Origin of the sequence: Streptomyces sp. NPDC048389 (genome assembly GCF_040706335.1) — a bacterium.
Taxonomy (GTDB): domain Bacteria; phylum Actinomycetota; class Actinomycetes; order Streptomycetales; family Streptomycetaceae; genus Streptomyces.
Map to the genome: position 1 here is coordinate 1 of NZ_JBEZKP010000086.1, position 18,071 is coordinate 18,071.

At 72.7% G+C, this 18,071-nt stretch carries 18 protein-coding genes; 8 read left to right on the forward strand and 10 right to left on the reverse strand.

Annotated elements, in window-relative coordinates; all coding sequences use genetic code 11:
* The 9 genes from AB0903_RS32830 to AB0903_RS32870 all read right to left on the reverse strand — a co-directional run.
* A partial coding sequence (locus AB0903_RS32830) for a phosphoadenosine phosphosulfate reductase family protein (RefSeq protein ID WP_366708403.1) occupies positions 1 to 206 on the reverse strand: 206 nt, incomplete at its 3' end.
* Positions 203 to 769, reverse strand: a complete 567-nt coding sequence (cysC, locus tag AB0903_RS32835) for an adenylyl-sulfate kinase (RefSeq protein ID WP_366708404.1) — start codon at positions 767 to 769, stop codon at positions 203 to 205. The genes AB0903_RS32830 and cysC, both read right to left, overlap by 4 nt.
* Positions 769 to 1,470, reverse strand: a complete 702-nt coding sequence (locus AB0903_RS32840; protein ID WP_366708405.1) for a phosphoadenylyl-sulfate reductase — start codon at positions 1,468 to 1,470, stop codon at positions 769 to 771. The genes cysC and AB0903_RS32840 overlap by 1 nt, the downstream gene beginning before the upstream one ends.
* Positions 1,467 to 1,646 carry a hypothetical protein gene (locus AB0903_RS32845; protein WP_366708406.1) on the reverse strand — a complete coding sequence of 60 codons (180 nt, stop codon included), beginning with the start codon at positions 1,644 to 1,646 and terminating at the stop codon, positions 1,467 to 1,469. The genes AB0903_RS32840 and AB0903_RS32845 overlap by 4 nt, the downstream gene beginning before the upstream one ends.
* Entirely contained in the window at positions 1,643 to 3,340 is a 1,698-nt protein-coding gene (locus tag AB0903_RS32850) for a nitrite/sulfite reductase (protein WP_366708407.1), read from the reverse strand. Before AB0903_RS32850 ends, AB0903_RS32845 begins: the two co-directional genes overlap by 4 nt.
* A 114-nt stretch (positions 3,341 to 3,454) precedes the next feature.
* The gene (locus AB0903_RS32855; RefSeq protein WP_310650533.1) at positions 3,455 to 3,538 is read right to left on the reverse strand and encodes a putative leader peptide; all 84 of its coding nucleotides are present in this window, start codon (positions 3,536 to 3,538) and stop codon (positions 3,455 to 3,457) included.
* Between the two features lie 250 nt (positions 3,539 to 3,788).
* Positions 3,789 to 4,358, reverse strand: coding sequence for a GNAT family N-acetyltransferase (locus AB0903_RS32860; RefSeq protein WP_366708408.1), 570 nt, complete (start codon positions 4,356 to 4,358; stop codon positions 3,789 to 3,791).
* 13 nt (positions 4,359 to 4,371) lie between these two features.
* Entirely contained in the window at positions 4,372 to 5,652 is a 1,281-nt protein-coding gene (locus AB0903_RS32865; RefSeq protein WP_366708409.1) for a GAF domain-containing protein, read from the reverse strand.
* A gap of 360 nt (positions 5,653 to 6,012) precedes the next feature.
* The gene (locus AB0903_RS32870) at positions 6,013 to 7,674 is read right to left on the reverse strand and encodes an acyl-CoA dehydrogenase family protein (protein ID WP_366708410.1); all 1,662 of its coding nucleotides are present in this window, start codon (positions 7,672 to 7,674) and stop codon (positions 6,013 to 6,015) included.
* Positions 7,675 to 7,691: 17 nt separating this feature from the next.
* On the opposite strand from AB0903_RS32870, the gene AB0903_RS32875 reads away from it, so the two are divergent.
* Together AB0903_RS32875 and AB0903_RS32880 are read left to right on the forward strand one after the other, a co-directional pair.
* A complete protein-coding gene (locus AB0903_RS32875; RefSeq protein WP_366708411.1) occupies positions 7,692 to 8,861 on the forward strand; it encodes a YihY/virulence factor BrkB family protein in 1,170 nt (389 codons plus the stop codon).
* Positions 8,862 to 9,390: 529 nt separating this feature from the next.
* Positions 9,391 to 10,107 (forward strand): helix-turn-helix domain-containing protein, encoded by a 717-nt coding sequence (locus AB0903_RS32880; protein ID WP_366708412.1) that lies wholly within the window; start codon positions 9,391 to 9,393, stop codon positions 10,105 to 10,107.
* On the opposite strand, the gene AB0903_RS32885 is transcribed toward AB0903_RS32880, so the two are convergent.
* Positions 10,047 to 10,439, reverse strand: coding sequence for a VOC family protein (locus tag AB0903_RS32885; protein WP_366708413.1), 393 nt, complete (start codon positions 10,437 to 10,439; stop codon positions 10,047 to 10,049). The two genes, AB0903_RS32880 and AB0903_RS32885, sit on opposite strands and share 61 nt — an antisense overlap.
* 222 nt (positions 10,440 to 10,661) lie before the next feature.
* Here AB0903_RS32885 and AB0903_RS32890 point away from each other — a divergent pair, with 222 nt between their 5' ends.
* The 6 genes from AB0903_RS32890 to AB0903_RS32915 all read left to right on the forward strand — a co-directional run bounded on the left by AB0903_RS32890 (position 10,662) and on the right by AB0903_RS32915 (position 17,762).
* Positions 10,662 to 11,363: a response regulator transcription factor gene (locus tag AB0903_RS32890; RefSeq protein ID WP_366708414.1), complete on the forward strand. Its 702-nt coding sequence runs from the start codon at positions 10,662 to 10,664 to the stop codon at positions 11,361 to 11,363.
* A 5-nt stretch (positions 11,364 to 11,368) separates the two neighbouring features.
* Complete coding sequence (locus tag AB0903_RS32895) at positions 11,369 to 12,487, forward strand: HAMP domain-containing sensor histidine kinase (protein ID WP_366708415.1); 1,119 nt, start codon at positions 11,369 to 11,371, stop codon at positions 12,485 to 12,487.
* Positions 12,488 to 12,605: 118 nt separating this feature from the next.
* Positions 12,606 to 13,490, forward strand: coding sequence for an ABC transporter substrate-binding protein (locus AB0903_RS32900; RefSeq protein WP_366708416.1), 885 nt, complete (start codon positions 12,606 to 12,608; stop codon positions 13,488 to 13,490).
* Positions 13,491 to 13,682: 192 nt separating this feature from the next.
* Positions 13,683 to 15,599 (forward strand): NAD-binding protein, encoded by a 1,917-nt coding sequence (locus tag AB0903_RS32905; protein ID WP_366708417.1) that lies wholly within the window; start codon positions 13,683 to 13,685, stop codon positions 15,597 to 15,599.
* A gap of 456 nt (positions 15,600 to 16,055) precedes the next feature.
* Positions 16,056 to 16,541: a TrkA C-terminal domain-containing protein gene (locus tag AB0903_RS32910; RefSeq protein WP_366708418.1), complete on the forward strand. Its 486-nt coding sequence runs from the start codon at positions 16,056 to 16,058 to the stop codon at positions 16,539 to 16,541.
* 6 nt (positions 16,542 to 16,547) lie between these two features.
* Positions 16,548 to 17,762 carry a cation:proton antiporter gene (locus AB0903_RS32915; RefSeq protein WP_366708419.1) on the forward strand — a complete coding sequence of 405 codons (1,215 nt, stop codon included), beginning with the start codon at positions 16,548 to 16,550 and terminating at the stop codon, positions 17,760 to 17,762.
* Positions 17,763 to 18,071: the final 309 nt, after the last annotated feature.

An 18,071-nucleotide genomic window follows, 5' to 3' on the forward strand; every position in this document is an offset into this window, starting at 1 on the left:
GGCACGGCCGCCGGAGCGAACGCCTTCAGCGCCAGATGCAGCATGACGATGGAGTCCTTGCCGCCGGAGAAGAGGACCACCGGCCGCTCGAACTCGCCCGCCACCTCGCGGAAGATGTGCACGGCCTCCGACTCGAGCGCGTCCAGGTGGGACAGCGCGTACGGGCTGTCCGTACCCTCGCTCAGGATGTCGACGCTGGTCGTCACAGCAGGCCCCTCTCTTTGAGCAGCGCGTGGACGGCTGCCGCTGACTCCTGCACGGTCTGGTTCTGGGACTCGATCCGCAGATCGGGCGTCTCGGGCTCCTCGTACGGGTCGTCGACGCCGGTCAGCCCGCTGATCTCGCCCGCGGCCTGCTTGGCGTACAGCCCCTTCACGTCACGCACCGAGCACACCTCGACCGGAGTGGCGACGTGCACCTCCACATACGGCGTGCCCTCGCTCTGGTGGCGTTTGCGGACCGTCTCGCGGCTGTCGGCGTACGGGGCGATGACCGGCACCAGCACCTTCACGCCGTGGGACGCGAGGAGCTCGGCGACGAAACCGATCCGCTGCACATTGGTGTGCCGGTCCTCGCGGCTGAAGCCCAGGCCCGCCGAGAGGAACTCGCGGATCTCGTCGCCGTCGAGCAGCTCGACACGGTGGCCCTCCGCGCGCAGCCGGTCGGCCAGCTCGTACGCGATGGTGGTCTTGCCGGCGCTCGGCAGACCCGTGAGCCAGATCGTGGCTCCGGTCACGTCGTTCTCCAAAGGATTCTGATCGGTCGTCATCAGCCGTGCAGCCCGCACTCGGTCTTGCCGCGGCCGGCCCAGCGGCCGGCCCTGGCGTCCTCGCCCTCCAGCACCCGGCGGGTGCAGGGCGCGCAGCCGACGGAGGCGTAGCCGTCCATCAGCAGCGGGTTGGTGAGCACGCCGTGCTCGGCGACGTAGGCGTCCACGTCGTCCTGTGTCCAGCGGGCGATGGGGGAGACCTTGACCTTCCGCCGCTTCTCGTCCCAGCCGACCACCGGGGTGTTCGCCCGGGTCGGGGACTCGTCGCGGCGCAGGCCGGTCGCCCACGCGTCGTACCGGGTCAGGCCCTCTTCGAGCGGCTTGACCTTGCGCAGGGCGCAGCACAGGTCGGGGTCGCGGTCGTGCAGCTTCGGGCCGTGCTCGGCGTCCTGCTCGGCCACCGTCCGACGGGGCGTGAGGGTGATGACGTTGACGTCCATCACCGCGTCCACCGCGTCACGGGTGCCGATGGTCTCCTCGAAGTGGTAGCCGGTGTCGAGGAAGACCACGTCCACGCCGGGCATGGCACGGGAGGCGAGGTGGGCGACCACCGCGTCCTCCATCGAGGAGGTGACGCAGAAGCGGGGGCCGAAGGTCTTGGTGGCCCACGTGAGGATCTCCAGGGCGGAGGCGTCCTCCAGGTCCCGGCCCGCCTGCTCGGCCAGTGACTTGAGGTCCCGCTCGGCCTGAACCGTCGTCATGTCCGTTCCCCTCCATCACTGTTGCGCTGAAGTCCCCGGCTGAGGAGCCCGAGGAACTTCAACCGGAAGGCCCGATTGCATGCCCCGCACTCCCAGGCGCCGTGACCTTCTTCGCCGGGACGAAGGTCCTCGTCGCCGCAGTACGGGCAGTAGAACGGCGCGGCCCGCTCGCTCATGACAGGGCCTCCTCTGAGGCCCTGGCGGCCCACGTCGCGAAGCGCTCGCCGTCCTCGCGCTCCTTCTCGAAGCGCTTGAGGACCCGCTCGACGTAGTCGGGCAGTCCGTCCGAGGTGACCTTCAGACCGCGGACCTTGCGACCGAACGCCGGGTCGAGCCCCAGCGCGCCGCCGAGGTGCACCTGGTAGCCCTCGACCTGGTTGCCCTCGTCGTCCAGCATGAGCTGGCCCTTGAGACCGATGTCCGCGGTCTGGATACGGGCGCAGGCGTTGGGGCAGCCGTTGAGGTTGATGGTGAGCGGTTCCTCGAAACCGGGCAGCCGCCGCTCGAGTTCGTCGATCAGGGCGGAGCCGCGGCCCTTGGTCTCGACGATGGCCAGCTTGCAGAACTCGATGCCGGTGCAGGCCATCGTGCCCCGCCGGAACGGCGACGGCGTGACCCGCAGGTCCAGCGCCTCCAGGCCGGCGACCAGCGAGTCGACCCGGTCCTCCGTCACGTCGAGCACGAGCATCTTCTGCTCGACCGTGGTGCGCACCCGGCCGGAGCCGTGGCCCTCGGCCAGCTCGGCGATCTTGGTGAGGGTCGCCCCGTCGACGCGGCCGACGCGCGGCGCGAAGCCGACGTAGAAGCGGCCGTCCTGCTGGCGGTGGACGCCGATGTGGTCGCGCCACTGCTGCGCGGGCTGCTCGGGGGCCGGACCGTCGAGCAGCCTGCGCTTCAGGTACTCGTCCTCCAGGACCTGGCGGAACTTCTCGGGGCCCCAGTCGGCGACCAGGAACTTCAGCCGGGCGCGGTTGCGCAGCCGGCGGTAGCCGTAGTCGCGGAAGATCGAGACCACGCCCTCCCAGGCGTCGGGGACCTCGTCCACCGGGACCCAGGCGCCGAGCCGCACACCGAGCTTCGGGTTGGTGGACAGGCCGCCGCCGACCCAGAGGTCGAAGCCGGGGCCGTGCTCGGGGTGGTTCACGCCGACGAAGGCGATGTCGTTGATCTCGTGGGCGACGTCGAGCAGCGGCGAGCCGGAGATCGCGGTCTTGAACTTGCGGGGCAGGTTGGAGAAGTCCTTGTTGCCGATGTACCGGCGGTGGATCTCGTCGATGGCGGGGGTGCCGTCGATGATCTCGTCGGCGGCGATGCCCGCGACCGGTGAGCCGAGGATGGTACGGGGAGTGTCACCGCACGCCTCGGTCGTGGACAGGCCCACCGCCTCCAGCCGGCGCCAGATCTCCGGGACGTCCTCGATGCGGATCCAGTGGTACTGGACGTTCTGCCGGTCGGTGAGGTCCGCGGTGCCGCGCGCGAACTCCTGTGAGATCTCGCCGATCACCCGCAGCTGCTCGGTGCTCAGCCGCCCGCCGTCGATGCGCACCCGCAGCATGAAGTACTCGTCGTCCAGCTCCTCCGGCTCCAGGATCGCGGTCTTGCCGCCGTCGATCCCGGGCTTGCGCTGGGTGTACAGGCCCCACCAGCGCATCCGGCCGCGCAGGTCCGCACCGTCGATCGAGTCGAAACCGCGGTGCGCGTAGATCGTCTCAATGCGTGTCCGCACATTGAGACCGTCGTCGTCCTTCTTCGTCTGCTCGTTGCCGTTGAGGGGTGTGTGGTGCCCCATGGCCCACTGGCCCTCGCCGCGGTGGCGTCCGGCTTTGCGGCGAGGCGTGGCGGAGGCGGGCTTTTCCGGGCTGGCGGCCATGGCGATAGTCCTTCGAGACTGCAGGAGGGCGGCTCTGAGCTGCACACTCGCGGGAAAGCGCGACAGTGCGCAGGGCGGGGTGATGAGAAGTCGAAGTGCGGCGGTGCTGGGCTGTCAGCAGGCCGGACAGATGGCGCTGGACATGCGGCCGAGGTCGACGTGCCGCCGACTCACCAAGGCAATTCCAGTGCTGGACATGACGGAAGCGTGTCATGGGAGTTTGGACCCAGTCCACCGACATCCAGAATGTGGACAACACTGTCCCGCATCGCGAGACAGTGTGGGGTGGGTCACCACAGACCGTACGCCGTCGGCCGACGGCGTACGGTCCGGCGCGGCCCTCGGTGGCCGCGGCGGCCCGGGCCCTGGACGGTACGGGTCCCTCGACGGTTCGGGCCCTGGACGGCCCGGGCCGCCCGGACCGGTGGCGGCCGAGACGGTGGGCGGCTCAGACCGCCGCGCCGGGCCACGGACCGGGGGACGGGACCTCGGTCTCCTCCTCGACCGCGGTGCCGAAGAGACGGAAGCCGCGGCGCAGGTAATTGTCCATCGCGTGCGGACCGTCCTTGGAGCAGGTGTGCAGCCACACCCGCTTCGTCCGGGGCAGGCCGGGCCACCGGTCGGCCAGGTCCCAGGCACGGGCCGCCCCGACCGACAGCAGATGACCGCCGATCCGCCGGCCGCGGAACGCCGGGATCAGCCCGAAGTAGACGATCTCCACCGTCCCCTCGTCCTGCGCCTCCAGCTCCACGTAACCGGCCGGCGTCCCCCTGTCGTACGCGACCCAGGTCTCCACCCCCGGGCGGCCCAGCAGCTCCTGCCACTCGGCGTACGTCATGCCGAGCCGGTCGGTCCAGCGGACGTCCCCGCCGACCGACGCGTAGAGGAACCTGCTGAACTCGGGCGAGGGCACCTCGGCCCGCATGATTCGTATGCCGTCCCCGGGGTCGGCCGCGGGGCGCAGGTCCGCGGCCGAGGTCTGCTCCAGGGACCACGTGGTCACAGTGATGGTGCTCATGCGCGACAGGGAATCACGGCACCCGTCCGAGCCGCACGGCAGGGGCGTTCGAGTGCGGCAGCAGCTCCTCCGGGCGATCCGGTACGACCACCTCCACCTCCATCTCCTCCGTGAACCGGTAGGGCCGGTGCGCCAGGACCTGCGCCAGGTGCCGCCGAAGCCGGGACATCTCCGCCCGCACCGTCACCGTCCGCGTCGGATCACCGAAGACGTCCTGCGCCAGCTGCGCCGCGGTCCGCCCGTCGCGGCGGGTCGCCAGCACGTACAGCAGCTCGGCATGGCGGGGACTGAGCTCGTGCGACCAGCTGCCGGAGCCGCCCGTGACCGTGACGGAAGGCCGGCGCGGCAGGCTCAGGTCCAGGACCACCCGGCCCGGTTCCGGCGCGCGGGGACACGCCTCGTCCGGCCGTATCAGCCAGCCGCCCGGCAGCGGCTCGATCGTGCACATGCCGAGCGACGGCAGCCACGTCCGGCCCGCCCCGACCTGCTTCGGCAGCGACAGCCGGCCCGGCGGCGCCATCCCCGTCACCGCGGCCGGCCAGCCGTTCGCGTCCACGGCCAGCGCCCGGCCGCCCAGCCGGGCAAGCAGGGGCGAGGCGACACTGCGCAGCGCGTCCAGGCTCTGGTGATGGCGGTTGCGCAGCTCGGCCTCCGCGAGCCGGGCGACCGAGGTGACCAGCGCCAAGGTCGCCGGATGCATGGTCGACAGCGGACCGCTGATGTCGACGACACCGATCAGTCTGCCGTCGCGCGGATCGGTGATCGGCGCGCCGGCACACGTCCATGTGTGGTGCGTGGAGACGAAGTGCTCGGCCGAGTGCACCTGCACGGGGCGCCGGGACACCAGCGGGGTGCCGATGCCGTTCGTCCCGACCAGTTCCTCCTGCCAGTCGGCGCCGGGCACGAAGCCGTGCGCGTCCCCCTTGCGCAGGACCGCCGCACTGCCCTCCCGCCACAGCAGACGGCCCTCCGCGTCCGCGACGACCATGATGTGCTGCGCCGCGTCCGCCATGGCGACCAGACCCTCGCGCAGCACCGGCAGCACTTCCAGAAGCGGCGAGGAGTGCCTGCGGCGCTCGATCTCCTCCAGCGGCAGCAGCCCCGCTCTGCGGTCCCGGTCCGGGTCCACTCCCCGCCGCAGCATGCGCTGCCACGACTCGTCGATGTCCGCCCGCGGCCCCACCCGCGGTCTGCGACCCGCCAGGGCGGCGTCCCGCACACCCTTCAGCAGCCGCAGGGCATCCGCGGTGTCCATGGCCGCGAGCCTGGCCAGATCGAGCGATGAGTTCTGCACGGGTCCCTCCTCGGCGACGCCGCGGTCCGAAAACTGGGGGGTGGCCGGCTCGATTTTCCCCCAACCGGCCCGGGGCGCGTCCCTTACGGCAGACAACGATGCAACCCTTTGCAACCGTCGCGAACAGGTGTGCGCGTGTACGAAGGTTGCGGAACACCGGTTCGCCGGTGGGGGTGGTGCCGTGTCGGCGCAGCACCACCCACACAACGTCGAGGGCGCGGGCCCCACTCAGGGGCCCGTGCTCTTCGGCGTGCCCGCCGGCCGGCTCGTACCGCGGTCGGCTCGCGTCACGGCCGCTCGTATCCGTCCCGCTCGCGTCACGCCCCGCTCGAGCCACGCACCGTTCGCACCACGCCCCGTTCACACCACGGCTCGGGCGCGCTCCACGATCGCCGCCAGCGGCAGCGTGTGGGGCAGCGTGCCGAACGCCGACCCCCGGTCGCCGCCGAGCCGCGACGCGCAGAACGCGTCCGACACCTCCGACGGGGCCCAGCGCACCAGCAGCGACCCCTGCAACACCAGTGCCATGCGCTCCGCGAGCCGCCGCACCCGTGCCTCGATGCCGTCCAGGTCGGCGAGCTCCGTCAGCAGGTCCTTGATCGCCGCGTCCAGCCGGTGATCGGCGCCCCGCGCCCTGCCGACCTCCTGCAAGAACGCGTTCAGTGCCCGCGGCTCCCTCTGCAAGGCCCGCAGCAGGTCCAGGGCCTGCACATTGCCCGAGCCCTCCCAGATCGAGTTCAGCGGCGCCTCGCGCAGCAGCCGCGGCATGCCCGACTCCTCCACGTACCCGTTGCCGCCCAGACACTCCAGCGCCTCCGCCACCACCGGGGTGCACCGCTTCGTCACCCAGTACTTGGCCGCGGGCACCGCGAGACGCAGGAACGCCCGCTCGTCGTCCGTGTCCGCGTCGTACGCCGCCGCCAGCCGAAGCCCCAGCGTCGTCGCCGCCTCCGACTCCAGCGCCAGATCGGCCAGCACATTGCGCATCAGCGGCTTGTCGATCAGCAGCCCGCCGAACGCGCCGCGGTACGCGGCGTGGTGGATCGCCTGCGCAACCGCCTGCCGCATCATCGCGGCCGAGCCGAGCACGCAGTCGAGCCGCGTCGCCGCCACCATCCCGAGGATGGTGCGCACACCGCGGCCCTCCTCACCCACCCGCCGGGCCCACGTCCCCTCGAACTCGACCTCGGCCGAGGCGTTGGACCTGTTGCCGAGCTTGTCCTTCAGCCGCTGGATGCGGAAGACGTTCCGGCTCCCGTCCTCCAGGACCCTGGGCACCAGGAAGCAGGTCGGCGCGCCGCCCTCCGCACCGGGCCCGCCGCCTCCGGGCGCCTGGGCCAGCACCAGGAAACCGTCGCTCATCGGCGCGGAGCAGAACCACTTGTGGCCGGTCAGGGCGTACTCGCCGTCCTGCGCCAGCGGCTCGGCCCGGGTCGTGTTCGACCGTACGTCGCTGCCGCCCTGCTTCTCCGTCATGCCCATCCCGAACAGGACGCCGCCCTTCAGCCCGGCCGGGCGCAGCCCCTCCTCGTACACCGCCGACGTCAGCCGGGGCTCCCACTCGGCCGCGAGCAGCGGGTCCGTACGCAGCGCGGGCACCGCGGCGTGCGTCATCGACAGCGGGCAGGCGTGACCGGCTTCGGCCTGCGTCCACACGAGGAAGCCCGCCGCCCGGCGGACATGGCCGCCCGGCCTGCCCCACGCGTTCACCAGACCCGCGGAGACGGCGTGGCCCAGCAGCCGGTGCCAGGCCGGGTGGAAGTCCACCTCGTCGATCCGGTTCCCGTACCGGTCGTGCGTCCGCAGCCGGGGCGGGCACTCGTTCGCCTGCGCGCCCCACGTCTGCGCCTGGGCCGAGCCGGCGGCCCGGCCGAGTTCCGAGAGCTCCCCGTGCGCCTCGTCGCGGACCTCCGGCACGACATGCCGGTCCACCGCCTCCCGCAGCGCACGGTCCGCGGAGAAGACGTCGTACCCCACCAGGAGCGGAGGCTGGTTGGTCACTGTGTGGGTGCTTGCTGCCATGCCGATACGGTAAAGAGGTGCAGGCAGCAAACGAAACACCCGAGCGGCCTTCGGGCCGGCTCCACCGGGCCCGAGTCCTCTACCGCAACGTCTCCAAGCGGAAGATGGCGTGGCTGCTGCTGAAGGACACCGTCAACTCGGGGATCGAGTACCGCATCCTCGGACTCGCCGCCGAGGCGGCGTTCTTCACACTGCTCTCCGTTCCGCCGCTGATGCTCGGTCTGATCGGCCTGCTCGGCTACATCGACGACTGGACCAGCACCACCACCGTCGCCTCCATCGAGGAGAACATCCTCACCGCCGTCGGCACCGTGCTGTCCGACCGAGGTGTCGACGACATCGCCAAGCCCCTGCTGGACGACGTCACCCAGGGCGGCCGGCCCGACATCATCTCCATCGGCTTCGCCATCGCCCTGTGGTCCGGCTCCCGCGCCGTCAACGTCTTCATCGACACCATCACCGTCATGTACGGGCTCGACGGACACCGCGGCATCGTCGCGACCAGGCTCCTCGCCTTCCTGCTCTACCTCGTCGCCCTGCTGATCGGCGCGGTCGTGCTGCCGCTCGCCGTCGTAGGCCCCGACCGGGTCGTGGAGATCGTGCCCTTCGGCACGGAAGTGGTCCGTGTCCTGTACTGGCCGGTCGTCATCCTGCTCTCCATCGCCTTTCTGACGACGCTGTACCACGTGTCCGTGCCCGTCCGCTCCCCATGGGTGGAGGACATTCCCGGTGCGCTCGTGGCGCTCGGCATGTGGTTCCTCGGCAGCTTCCTGTTGCGTATCTACCTGACCAACACGGTCGAGGGCCCCACGATCTACGGCTCCCTCGCAGCGCCCATCGCCTTCCTGCTCTGGATCGGCATCTCCGCCTTCGCCGTCCTCGTGGGCGCCGCCGTCAACGCGGCGATCGACCGCGTCTGGCCTTCGGTCGCCACGGCCGCGGCACGCGCCGCGACCGAGCGGGCGCGGGCCGCCGACGCGGCGCAGCTCCTGGCCCGGGCGCGGGCGGCGGAGATGTACGGCGACACGACCGACGAGGACGACGAGGACGACGAGGAGGCCGGCGGGGACATGCCGTCCGAGTTCCCGGAGCGCTGGTCGAAGTTCCTACCGGTGGACGACGTACGGGCGCGGCTCCACACGACCCGCGAGAACGGCCGGGAGAACGGCCGGGAGAACGGCCGGTAGGGCCGCGAGCAGCCGTGCCGGCACCGGCCGCCGGGGCTGCGGCGCGGAGTCGTCCACCTCCCCACCCCTTCCCGGAACCCGGGCGAGCCCCGGGCCCCCGTAGCACCCTCCGGGCGGCGTCTTCCCGGGCTCTGCCCGGGCCCGGTGCCGGGTTCAGCCCGGGAGCTGGTGCCGGGCTCTGCCCCGGGCCGAGTGCCGGGTTCAGCCCGGGAGCTGGTGCTGGGCTCCGCGCGGACCGGGTTCTGCCCCGGACGTCGGCACCGGGCTTCCCCGGACGTCGGTACCGGGCTTCGCGCGGTCGCCTCGATCTCCCGCTGCGGTCTGGCGGTCGTGGGAGGGCCCCAAGCCGGGCCGGATGTGCCGGGCGCCTCCAGCCCCTCCGGCGCTTGAGGCGCGGGGATCGGGGTGGAGCCCTGACGAGACCGGTGAGTTCCAGCCCCGCCTCCGGCGCTTGAGGCGCGGGCCCGGGCGGAGCCCGGTTCGGCAGGGGGCGGGGTGGGGGGAAGAGCCGCGCGCTAGCCTCGGCAGCGTGTACCAGGAATCGCCGTCCCGGGTCCCCGGCGCCGTCGTCTGGACGCGCACAGCCGGGCCCGGCGTCACCCGCCCCGTGCTGCCCGACGGCTGCATGGATCTGCTCTGGTCCCAGGGACGGCTGCTCGTCGCCGGGCCCGACACCCGCGCCCACCCACCCGGCGGCGCTGCCGCCTGGACGGGAGTCCGGTTCGCCCCCGGGACCGCGCCCGCGTTGCTCGGCCTGCCGGCGCACGAGCTGCGGGACCGGCGCGTCGAGCTGGCGGACCTGTGGGGCGCGGCAACGGCCCGCAGACTCGCCGAGCGGCTCGGTGCGGCCGCCGACGCGGCCGCCGCGCTGGAGGCGATCGCCCTGGAGAGGACCGTGCCGCCGGACCCGCTGACGTCCGCCGTCGTACGGCATCTTGACGCCGGCGGTACCGTCGCCGCGGCCGCCGACGCGGCCGGGCTCAGCACCAGGCAGCTGCACCGGCGGTCGCTGGACGCCTTCGGCTACGGCCCCAAGACGCTCGCCCGCATCCTGCGCCTGCAGCGGGCCCTGGCGCTGGTGCGCCGCGGTGTCCCGTACGGGGACGCGGCCCTCGCGGCGGGCTGCGCGGACCAGGCGCATCTCGCCCGGGAGATGCGCGCGCTGGCCGGGAGCACTCTCCGCTCCTACGACGCGTCGGCGAAGAGCGAGACGCCGAGCCCGTCGGGGTCGAGTACGACTGCGTAACGCTGGCCCCACACGGCGTCCCACGGTGCCAGATGGCTGCGGTGGCCGGCGGCGACGAGTTCGTCGTGGAGCGCGTCGACCTCCGCCGGGCTGTCGCACAGGAACGCCGGGCCCATGCGTTCGCCGCCGGTGGGCCGGGTCCAGCCGGGGTCGAAGGAGCGGACCGTCTCCTCGGTGTCGAACAGCAGGCGCAGCCCGCCGGGGAGCACGGCCTCCGCGTGCGGGGCGGAGTCCGCCTCGGCGGGGAGGTCCAGCCCGAGGCGGCGGTAGAAGGCGAGTGAGACGGCCATGTCGCTGACGACCAGGCCGACCGCGTCGAATCGTGGAGTCATGCCCCCAACGTAGAGCGGTGCCTGCCCTCGGTCTTGAACGAATCGGACGCCGGCCGGACACGAGTGGGTCGTCGGCCGCGACGTGCCACCGGACACCGACCGGATGTCACCGACGTCGGGGCGGACGTCGGTCGGATGTCGACGGATGCCGGGGGGACGCCGTCACGGATTCGTAAGGCGGCCCGTCCGCCGAGCCGCCCCCGGTGCGGGGACACTGGTGGTATGCACAGCATTCTCGTCGTGGACGACGATCCGACGGTCGCCGAGGTCGTCACCGGGTACCTCGAGCGCGCCGGTTTCGCCGTGGACCGCGCCGCGGACGGCCCGCAGGCCCTCAGGCTCGCCGAGGGACGCCGCCCGGACCTGGTCGTCCTCGACCTGATGCTGCCCGGCATGGACGGTCTGGAGGTGTGCCGCAGGCTGCGGGCCGACGAGGCGCGTCCCGTGCCGGTGATCATGCTGACCGCCCGTGGTGACGAGGACGACCGCATCCTCGGCCTCGAAGTGGGCGCGGACGACTACGTGACCAAGCCGTTCAGCCCGCGTGAACTGGTCCTGCGGGTGGAGTCGGTCCTGCGCAGGGGAGGCCCCGCGGCGGGGGAGCGGCGCGCCGGACCCGAGCTGGCGGCCGCCGGGATCGTACTGGACCCGGCGGCCCGGCGAGCGGTGAAGGACGGCCGTGAACTGTCGCTGACACTGAGGGAGTTCGATCTGCTCGCCCATCTGATGCGGCACCCGGGCCGGGCGATGGGCAGGGAGCGGCTGATGCAGGAGGTGTGGGGCTGGGAGTTCGGCGACCTGTCGACCGTGACCGTCCATGTGCGCCGGCTGCGCGGCAAGATCGAGGACGACCCGGCACAGCCGAGACTCATCCAGACGGTGTGGGGCGTCGGTTACCGCTTCGACGCTCCGGAAGAAGGCTGATCGCCGTGCGGGACATGCTGCTCATCGCCGTGTACGCGCTTTCCGGCGCCGCCGCGGCCGGCATCATCGGCGCCCTCGTACTGAGAGTGCTGCGGCACCGCTCGGTCACCGTCTCCCTGACCGTGGTCGCGGCGGTCACCGTCACCGCGATGCTCGCCGGCACCCTGGCGGTCGCGCAGGCGATGTTCCTGTCCCCCCACGACCTGACCGTCGTCACCATGGTCGTGGCGATGGCGTCGGTCGTGTCGCTCGCGACGGCGCTGCTGCTCGGCCGCTGGGTGGTCGCGCGCAGCCGGGAACTGACCCTGGCGGCTCGCTCGTTCGGCGACGGCGGGTCCTTCGCGGCGCCCGGCGGCGTCTCCACCGCCGAACTGGACGCCCTCAGCAGGGAACTCGCGGCGACGAGCGACCGGCTCGCCGCGTCCCGGGAACGCGAGCGTGCCCTCGAGACGTCCCGGCGCGAACTGGTGGCGTGGATCTCGCACGATCTGCGTACCCCGCTCGCGGGCCTGCGCGCCATGTCGGAGGCGCTGGAGGACGGTGTCGTCCAGGATCCCGAGCGCTACTTCCGGCAGATCCGGACCGAGGTCGACCGGCTCAACTCGATGGTCGGCGACCTTTTCGAGCTCTCCCGCATCCACGCGGGCGCGCTCGCGCTCTCCCCGACCCGTATGTCCGTCTACGACCTGGTCGGGGAGGCCCTCGCGGGCGCGGACCCGCTGGCCCGCGAGCACGGGGTGCGCCTCGTCGGCGAGGGCGTCGAGCCGGTCCCGGTCGAGGTGGACGGCAAGGAGATGACCCGGGTCCTCGCCAACCTGCTGGTGAACGCGATCCGCAGGACCCCGGCCGACGGGACGGTCGCGGTGGCCGCCGAGCGGCGCGAGGGCTGGGTCGTGCTGTCCGTCACCGACGGCTGCGGCGGGATCCCCGAGGACGACCTGCCCCGGGTGTTCGACACCGGCTGGCGCGGCTCCCAGGCCCGTACCCCGCCGGCCGGGGCGGGCCTGGGTCTGGCGATCGTCCGCGGCATCGTCGAGGCGCATGCCGGCCGCGCAGAGGTGAGCAACGTGTCGGGCGGCTGCCGCTTCGAGGTGTCCCTGCCGGCGGCCGCCGCCCTGCACTGATCCTGCGGGCGAAACGACCACGGCCGCGAGGCGTGAGCCGCCGGGCGGCTGGGCAGTCAAACGGTCGAAGACGGGCCGGACAGGACCGGCGACTGCTCGATGTGGGGGGGCGTGCCGCATGGCGCAACGGACTCGGTGGGAATTCCTCGACGATCGCGGCCGGCCGGCCTCCGCGCCGCACACCCCGGCCCGGCTGATCGCCTACATACAGGCGGGTGCCGCGCTGTTCGACCACGGGCTGGTGCCCGCGGGGCTGTTCGGCTCCGCCCACGACGGCGCCGGCCCCGACCCGGCCAAGGCCGGTGAGCTGCCGCTGGACGACGTCCCGTACTTCGGCTCGGGCCCCGGAGTCGACGCCGACGCCGTGCTCGCGGCCGGCCCGGACCTGGTGGTGGCCGTGGCGTACGGATCCGACCGGATCTACGGCCTGGAGCCGGACACGGCGAAGTACATCGAGGAACGCGTCCCCGTCGTGGTGATCGACGTGGGCGGGGACCGCTTGTTCGAGGGGATACGCGACCGGCTTGCGGAGCTGGCGCGCTCGCTCGGGGCGGACCCCGAGCCGTCGTCCGCGGCTGCCCCGGCCGCGGCACGGGCCCGGCTGCGCGAGGCGGCCCGAGCCGCCGCCGGGGTACGGGTCCTGGCGCTCTCGCCGGCGGGCCCCGGCAGTGTCCATCTCGCCAGGCCCGGCGCCTGGCCGGACCTGAGGGCGCTGTCGGAGTGCGGAGTCCGGCTCGTGGAACCGGAGCCGGGCCCGGGAGCGAACTGGTCCACCACCGACTGGGCCGTGGCCCGGCGGCTGGAACCGCACATCGTCCTTGCGGACGTACGGTCCAACGCACACCCCGTCGACCGGCTGCGCGGGCTGCCGGACTGGGACGCGATCGAGGCCGGGACGCGGCTTCTGCCATGGAACCCGGAGACCCCGCCCAGCGCTCGCGCCCACGCGCGTCTCTTCGACGCCGTCGCCGCGGAACTCGAGGCCGTGTCGGCGTTCTCGTGACCTCGTGACCGTGGAGTTCGAGGCCGTGTCGGCGTTCTCGTGACCGCAGGTGGCACCGCACCCGCACGGACGACGGTGCGGCCGGTGTCGGCGCACGTCCCCGGGGGGTGGTCGGCACAGTGGGCAGGGCACCCTGGACGTGTGTCCTCCTCACTGCCTCACCAGGCCCAACACTCCACCGCCGGCGGTCATATGATCGTGTGCGGAGACGACGCCCTGGCCCATCGGCTGGCCACCGAACTGCGGGAGGTCTACGGCGAGCGGATCACGCTCGTCGTCCCCGCCCCGCAGACGGTCCGCAGCTCGGATGCGCAGTCGGCGGGCCGGGTGCGGGCCTTCGCGCTCTTCGGCCGGATGTCCGCCGTCGTGACGCGGGCCGTCGGCACACCCGCCAACCCCGGCGACACGCCGCTGCCCGATCTTCCCCGGGTCGTCGAAGTCCTCGAACTCGGCGAGGACACACTGATCGAGGCCGGTGTGGGACACGCCGCCGCGCTGGCGCTGGTGCACGACGACGACGAGACCAACATCCGGGCCGCGCTGGCCGCCCGCAGGCTCAACCCGCACCTGCGGCTGGTGATCCGTCTCTACAACCGCAAGCTCGGCCAGCACCTCGAGGAACTCCTCGACCAGGCCGCCGCGTTGGCCGACCCCGGCCTGGACGCGGCGGCGCTGGACGCCTCCACCACCGTGCTGTCGGACGCCGACACCGCCGCACCCGCGCTCGCCGCCACCGCCGTGGCCGGCACCAGCAAGGTCGTGCAGGCCGACGGTCTGCTGCTGCGGGCGGTCGAACGCACCCCGCCGGCCCGCGGCGAGATCGCCGACCCGGGGCTGTGCACCCTCGCCCTGCTGTCGTCCACCACCAACGACCCCGCCGGTGCGGAGGGTTCGGACCGCAGCGGCCAGGAAGGGCCGCGCCTGCTCCCCGACGACCGCAGCGTCGCGGAGGCCACCGGCCGCGGCACCATCGTGCTCGAGGCGATCTCCCACACCCCGGCCGGAGGCGGGCAGGCCCGGCTCGCCGGCCGGGGCGCCCCACTGAAGCACCTGTTCTCCCGGCGGCTGCGCTGGTCCCTCGCCGCGCTCGGCGTCACCGTCGTCGCCCTGGCCGCCGTCTCCGCCGTGGCCACCGACGACAGTCCTCTGCACGCCATGTACCTGATCCTGCTCGACCTGTTCGGCATCGGAGACCCCGCCGTCGGTGCGGAAGCCGACCGGCAGATCCTGCAACTCCTCACCGGCGTGGTCGGACTGCTCCTGCTGCCGCTGACCGTCGCGGCCGTACTGGAGGCCCTCGGAACCTTCCGCAACGCCTCCGCGCTGCGCCGGCCGCCGCGCGGGCTGTCGGGCCACGTCGTGCTGCTGGGACTCGGGAAGGTCGGCACCCGGGTACTGATGAGGCTGCGGGAACTGGGCATCCCGGTGGTGTGCGTGGAGGAGGACCCGGACGCCCGGGGCATCCCGCTCGCCCGCCGACTGCGGGTGCCGACGGTGCTCGGGGACGTCACGGAGGAAGGCGTACTGGAAGCTGCCAAGATCCACCGGGCCCACGCGCTGCTCGCCCTCACCAGCATCGACACGACCAACCTTGAAGCGGCCCTCTACGCGCGCTCCGCCAAACCCGACCTGCGGGTCGCGCTGCGGGTCTACGACGACGACTTCGCCACCGCCGTCTACCGCAGCCTGCGGGCCGCGCACCCCGAGGCGCTGACCCGTAGCCGCAGCGTCTCCACGCTGGCCGCGCCGGCCTTCGCCGTGGCCATGATGGGGCGCCAGATCCTCGGCGCCGTGCCGGTGGAACGCAAGGTGCTGGTCTTCGCCGCCATCGAGGTGGCCGGGCATCCGCGGCTGCAGGGCCGTACGGTCGCCGAGGCGTTCCGGCCCGGCGCGTGGCGGATCGTGGCCCTCGACTCCACCTCGCCCGACGAGCGCCCGCCGGACCTCGCGTACTCGCGCCGCGCCCCGGAGAACGACGGGACCGGCCTGGTGTGGGACCTCCACCCCGGGTACGTCCTGCGGGCACAGGACCGGGTGGTCGTCGCCGCGACCCGCCGGGGAGCGGCCGAACTCCTCGGCCGGCGCCCGCATCTGCGGACCGGCGGATGAAGCTCCCCTTTGGCCACGGGACCATACGATTCAAGCCATTTGTCCTGCGGTGGGACTCTTTACCGAGTCATTGCAACGCTCCTGGAGCGGCGCGATGTGCCTCAGTGGCAGGAGGGTTTGCCGGCGCCGTGCTGCGCCGGCCGGACGGGAGGGGGCGAGATGGCACACGGAGACCACGACCACCGACCGTCGGCCGTCCTCGCGACCGGTTCCGCCGCCCCGTCGCGGACCGGCCTCAGGTTCGCGCGCATCGATGCGGCCGTGCGCGCAACGGCGTTCCGGATCCGGCCCGCGGCGCCTGAACGACCGAACCGACCGACCGATTGACGGCCCGGTCGGTACCGGTGTGTGACACGTGGTGCACAATCCCCCTCCGGCGGCCGTCGACACGTCGACGGCCGCCGGAGCCGGACACCCGCGCCCCGCACCCCACCGACCGCCCGTACGGAGCCCTCCATGGAACCCACCGCCCACGTCAGCAAAACCTCGCTGCCCGGGGTCGGCACGAGGTACGACCTCAAGACCGACGCCGGCGCACACCTGTCCGTCGTCGTGCACCAGGACGGCCGCCGCATCCTCGCCTTCCACGACCCAGAGGACGACGACAACTGCAAGGAGGCCGCCGCCCTCGCCCCCAACGAGGCGACCGCACTGTCCAAGCTCCTCGTCCCCGACCCGGTCGGCCACCTCCACCAGCACCTCGAGATCGATCTCGTCACGGAACACATCCCCGTCACGAAGCGGTCCCCCTATGCCGGCCGGCTCCTCGCCGACACCCGGGCGCGCACCCGCACAGGCGCGTCCATCGTCGCCGTACTGCGTCGCACCGCCGCCTTCCCCTCGCCCGCCCCGGACCTCCGCTTCGCCATCGGCGACACGCTCGTCGTCGTCGGCACGCGCGAAGGCGTCGACGCGGTTGCCGAACTCATCACCGGAGGATAGACACCCGTGCACGACACCACCGCGCTGCTCATCGAACTCGGGGCGATCATCCTCGCCCTGGGCCTGCTCGGCCGGCTCGCCGGACGCATCGGGTTCTCGCCCATCCCGCTCTACCTGCTCGCGGGACTCGCCTTCGGCCACGGCGGACTGCTGCCGATGAACGCCAGCGAGGAGTTCATCGCGACCGGCGCCGAGATCGGCGTGATCCTCCTGCTGCTGCTCCTCGGACTCGAATACAGCGCGTCCGAGCTCGTCACCAACCTCAAGACGCAGTATCCGTCGGGCATCGTCGACTTCGTCCTCAACGCCCTGCCCGGCGCGGTGGCTGCACTCCTCCTCGGCTGGGGGGCCGTGGCCGCGGTCGCCCTCGCCGGCGTCACCTGGATCTCCTCCTCAGGCGTCATCGCCAAGGTCCTCGGCGACCTGGGCCGGCTCGGCAACCGTGAAACACCCGTCGTCCTCGGCGTCCTCGTCATCGAGGACCTTGCCATGGCCGTCTACCTGCCGCTGCTGACCGCCCTGCTCGCCGGACTGAGCCTGGCCGGCGGCAGCCTCACCCTGCTGATCTCGCTCGGCACCGTCGGCATCGTCCTGTACGTCGCCCTGCGGCACGGCCGCCTCATCAGCCGGGCCGTCTCCTCCGACAACCCCGAGATGCTGCTGCTGGTCGTCCTCGGCCTCACCCTCTTCGTCGCCGGTATCGCGCAGGAACTCCAGGTGTCCGCCGCCGTCGGCGCGTTCCTCGTCGGTATCGCGCTCTCCGGTGAGGTCGCCGAAGGCGCGCACAATCTGCTCGCGCCGCTGCGTGACCTGTTCGCCGCGGTCTTCTTCGTCTTCTTCGGCCTGTCGACCGATCCCACGGCCATTCCGCCGGTCCTGCTGCCCGCGCTGATCCTCGCGTTCGTCACCGTGCTGACGAAGATCGCCACCGGGTGGTACGCGGCCCGCCGCGCGGGCATCGGCCCCCGCGGGCGCCTGCGGGCCGGCGGCACGCTCGTCGCCCGTGGCGAGTTCTCCATCGTCATCGCGGGTCTGGCCGTCGGTGTCGAGCCGCGGATCGGGCCGCTGGCCACGGCGTACGTCCTGATCCTGGTCATCGTCGGCCCGCTGACGGCCCGCTTCACGGAACCGATCGGCCGCCGCCTTCTCCGCCGACCGCCGTCCGGCAGATCGTCCCCTCCGGCACCGGACTCGACCCCCGCCACGGCGACAACGGGCTGACACCCGCACGCGCTTGGTGCGGGCCCGGTAGGCGGGTGCGTGGCGCCGGTGCGGGGCGGTGACTGCGCGGGGTGGGTGCGGTGGGTGGGTGCGTGGCGCCCCTGTGGGGGGTGGCTGCGGTCGGGCTGTGCCGGTGGGTGGGTGCGTGGCGCCCCTGTGGGGGGTGGCTGCGGGGCTGTGCCGGTGGGTGGGTGTGCTGCGCCCGGGCCGGGGCTGTGGTGGCTGTGTTGGTGGTGGGTGGCGGGGGGCGGGGTCGCAGGAGGGGGGTGTCCGGAATGGCTTTCCTCACCGCGCTGCGCGCGAGTTGCG

Excerpts from the sequence above, each read along its gene's own strand:
- AB0903_RS32855 (WP_310650533.1), bottom strand. The coding sequence starts at position 3,538 with ATGTCCAGCACTGGAATTGCCTTGGTGAGTCGGCGGCACGTCGACCTC.
- AB0903_RS32840 (WP_366708405.1), bottom strand. The coding sequence starts at position 1,470 with ATGACGACGGTTCAGGCCGAGCGGGACCTCAAGTCACTGGCCGAGCAG.
- AB0903_RS32890 (WP_366708414.1), top strand. The coding sequence starts at position 10,662 with ATGCACAGCATTCTCGTCGTGGACGACGATCCGACGGTCGCCGAGGTC.
- AB0903_RS32845 (WP_366708406.1), bottom strand. The coding sequence starts at position 1,646 with ATGAGCGAGCGGGCCGCGCCGTTCTACTGCCCGTACTGCGGCGACGAG.
- AB0903_RS32870 (WP_366708410.1), bottom strand. The coding sequence starts at position 7,674 with ATGGCAGCAAGCACCCACACAGTGACCAACCAGCCTCCGCTCCTGGTG.
- AB0903_RS32850 (WP_366708407.1), bottom strand. The coding sequence starts at position 3,340 with ATGGCCGCCAGCCCGGAAAAGCCCGCCTCCGCCACGCCTCGCCGCAAA.
- AB0903_RS32905 (WP_366708417.1), top strand. The coding sequence starts at position 13,683 with ATGATCGTGTGCGGAGACGACGCCCTGGCCCATCGGCTGGCCACCGAA.
- AB0903_RS32900 (WP_366708416.1), top strand. The coding sequence starts at position 12,606 with ATGGCGCAACGGACTCGGTGGGAATTCCTCGACGATCGCGGCCGGCCG.
- cysC (WP_366708404.1), bottom strand. The coding sequence starts at position 769 with ATGACGACCGATCAGAATCCTTTGGAGAACGACGTGACCGGAGCCACG.
- AB0903_RS32860 (WP_366708408.1), bottom strand. The coding sequence starts at position 4,358 with ATGAGCACCATCACTGTGACCACGTGGTCCCTGGAGCAGACCTCGGCC.
- AB0903_RS32885 (WP_366708413.1), bottom strand. The coding sequence starts at position 10,439 with ATGACTCCACGATTCGACGCGGTCGGCCTGGTCGTCAGCGACATGGCC.
- AB0903_RS32910 (WP_366708418.1), top strand. The coding sequence starts at position 16,056 with ATGGAACCCACCGCCCACGTCAGCAAAACCTCGCTGCCCGGGGTCGGC.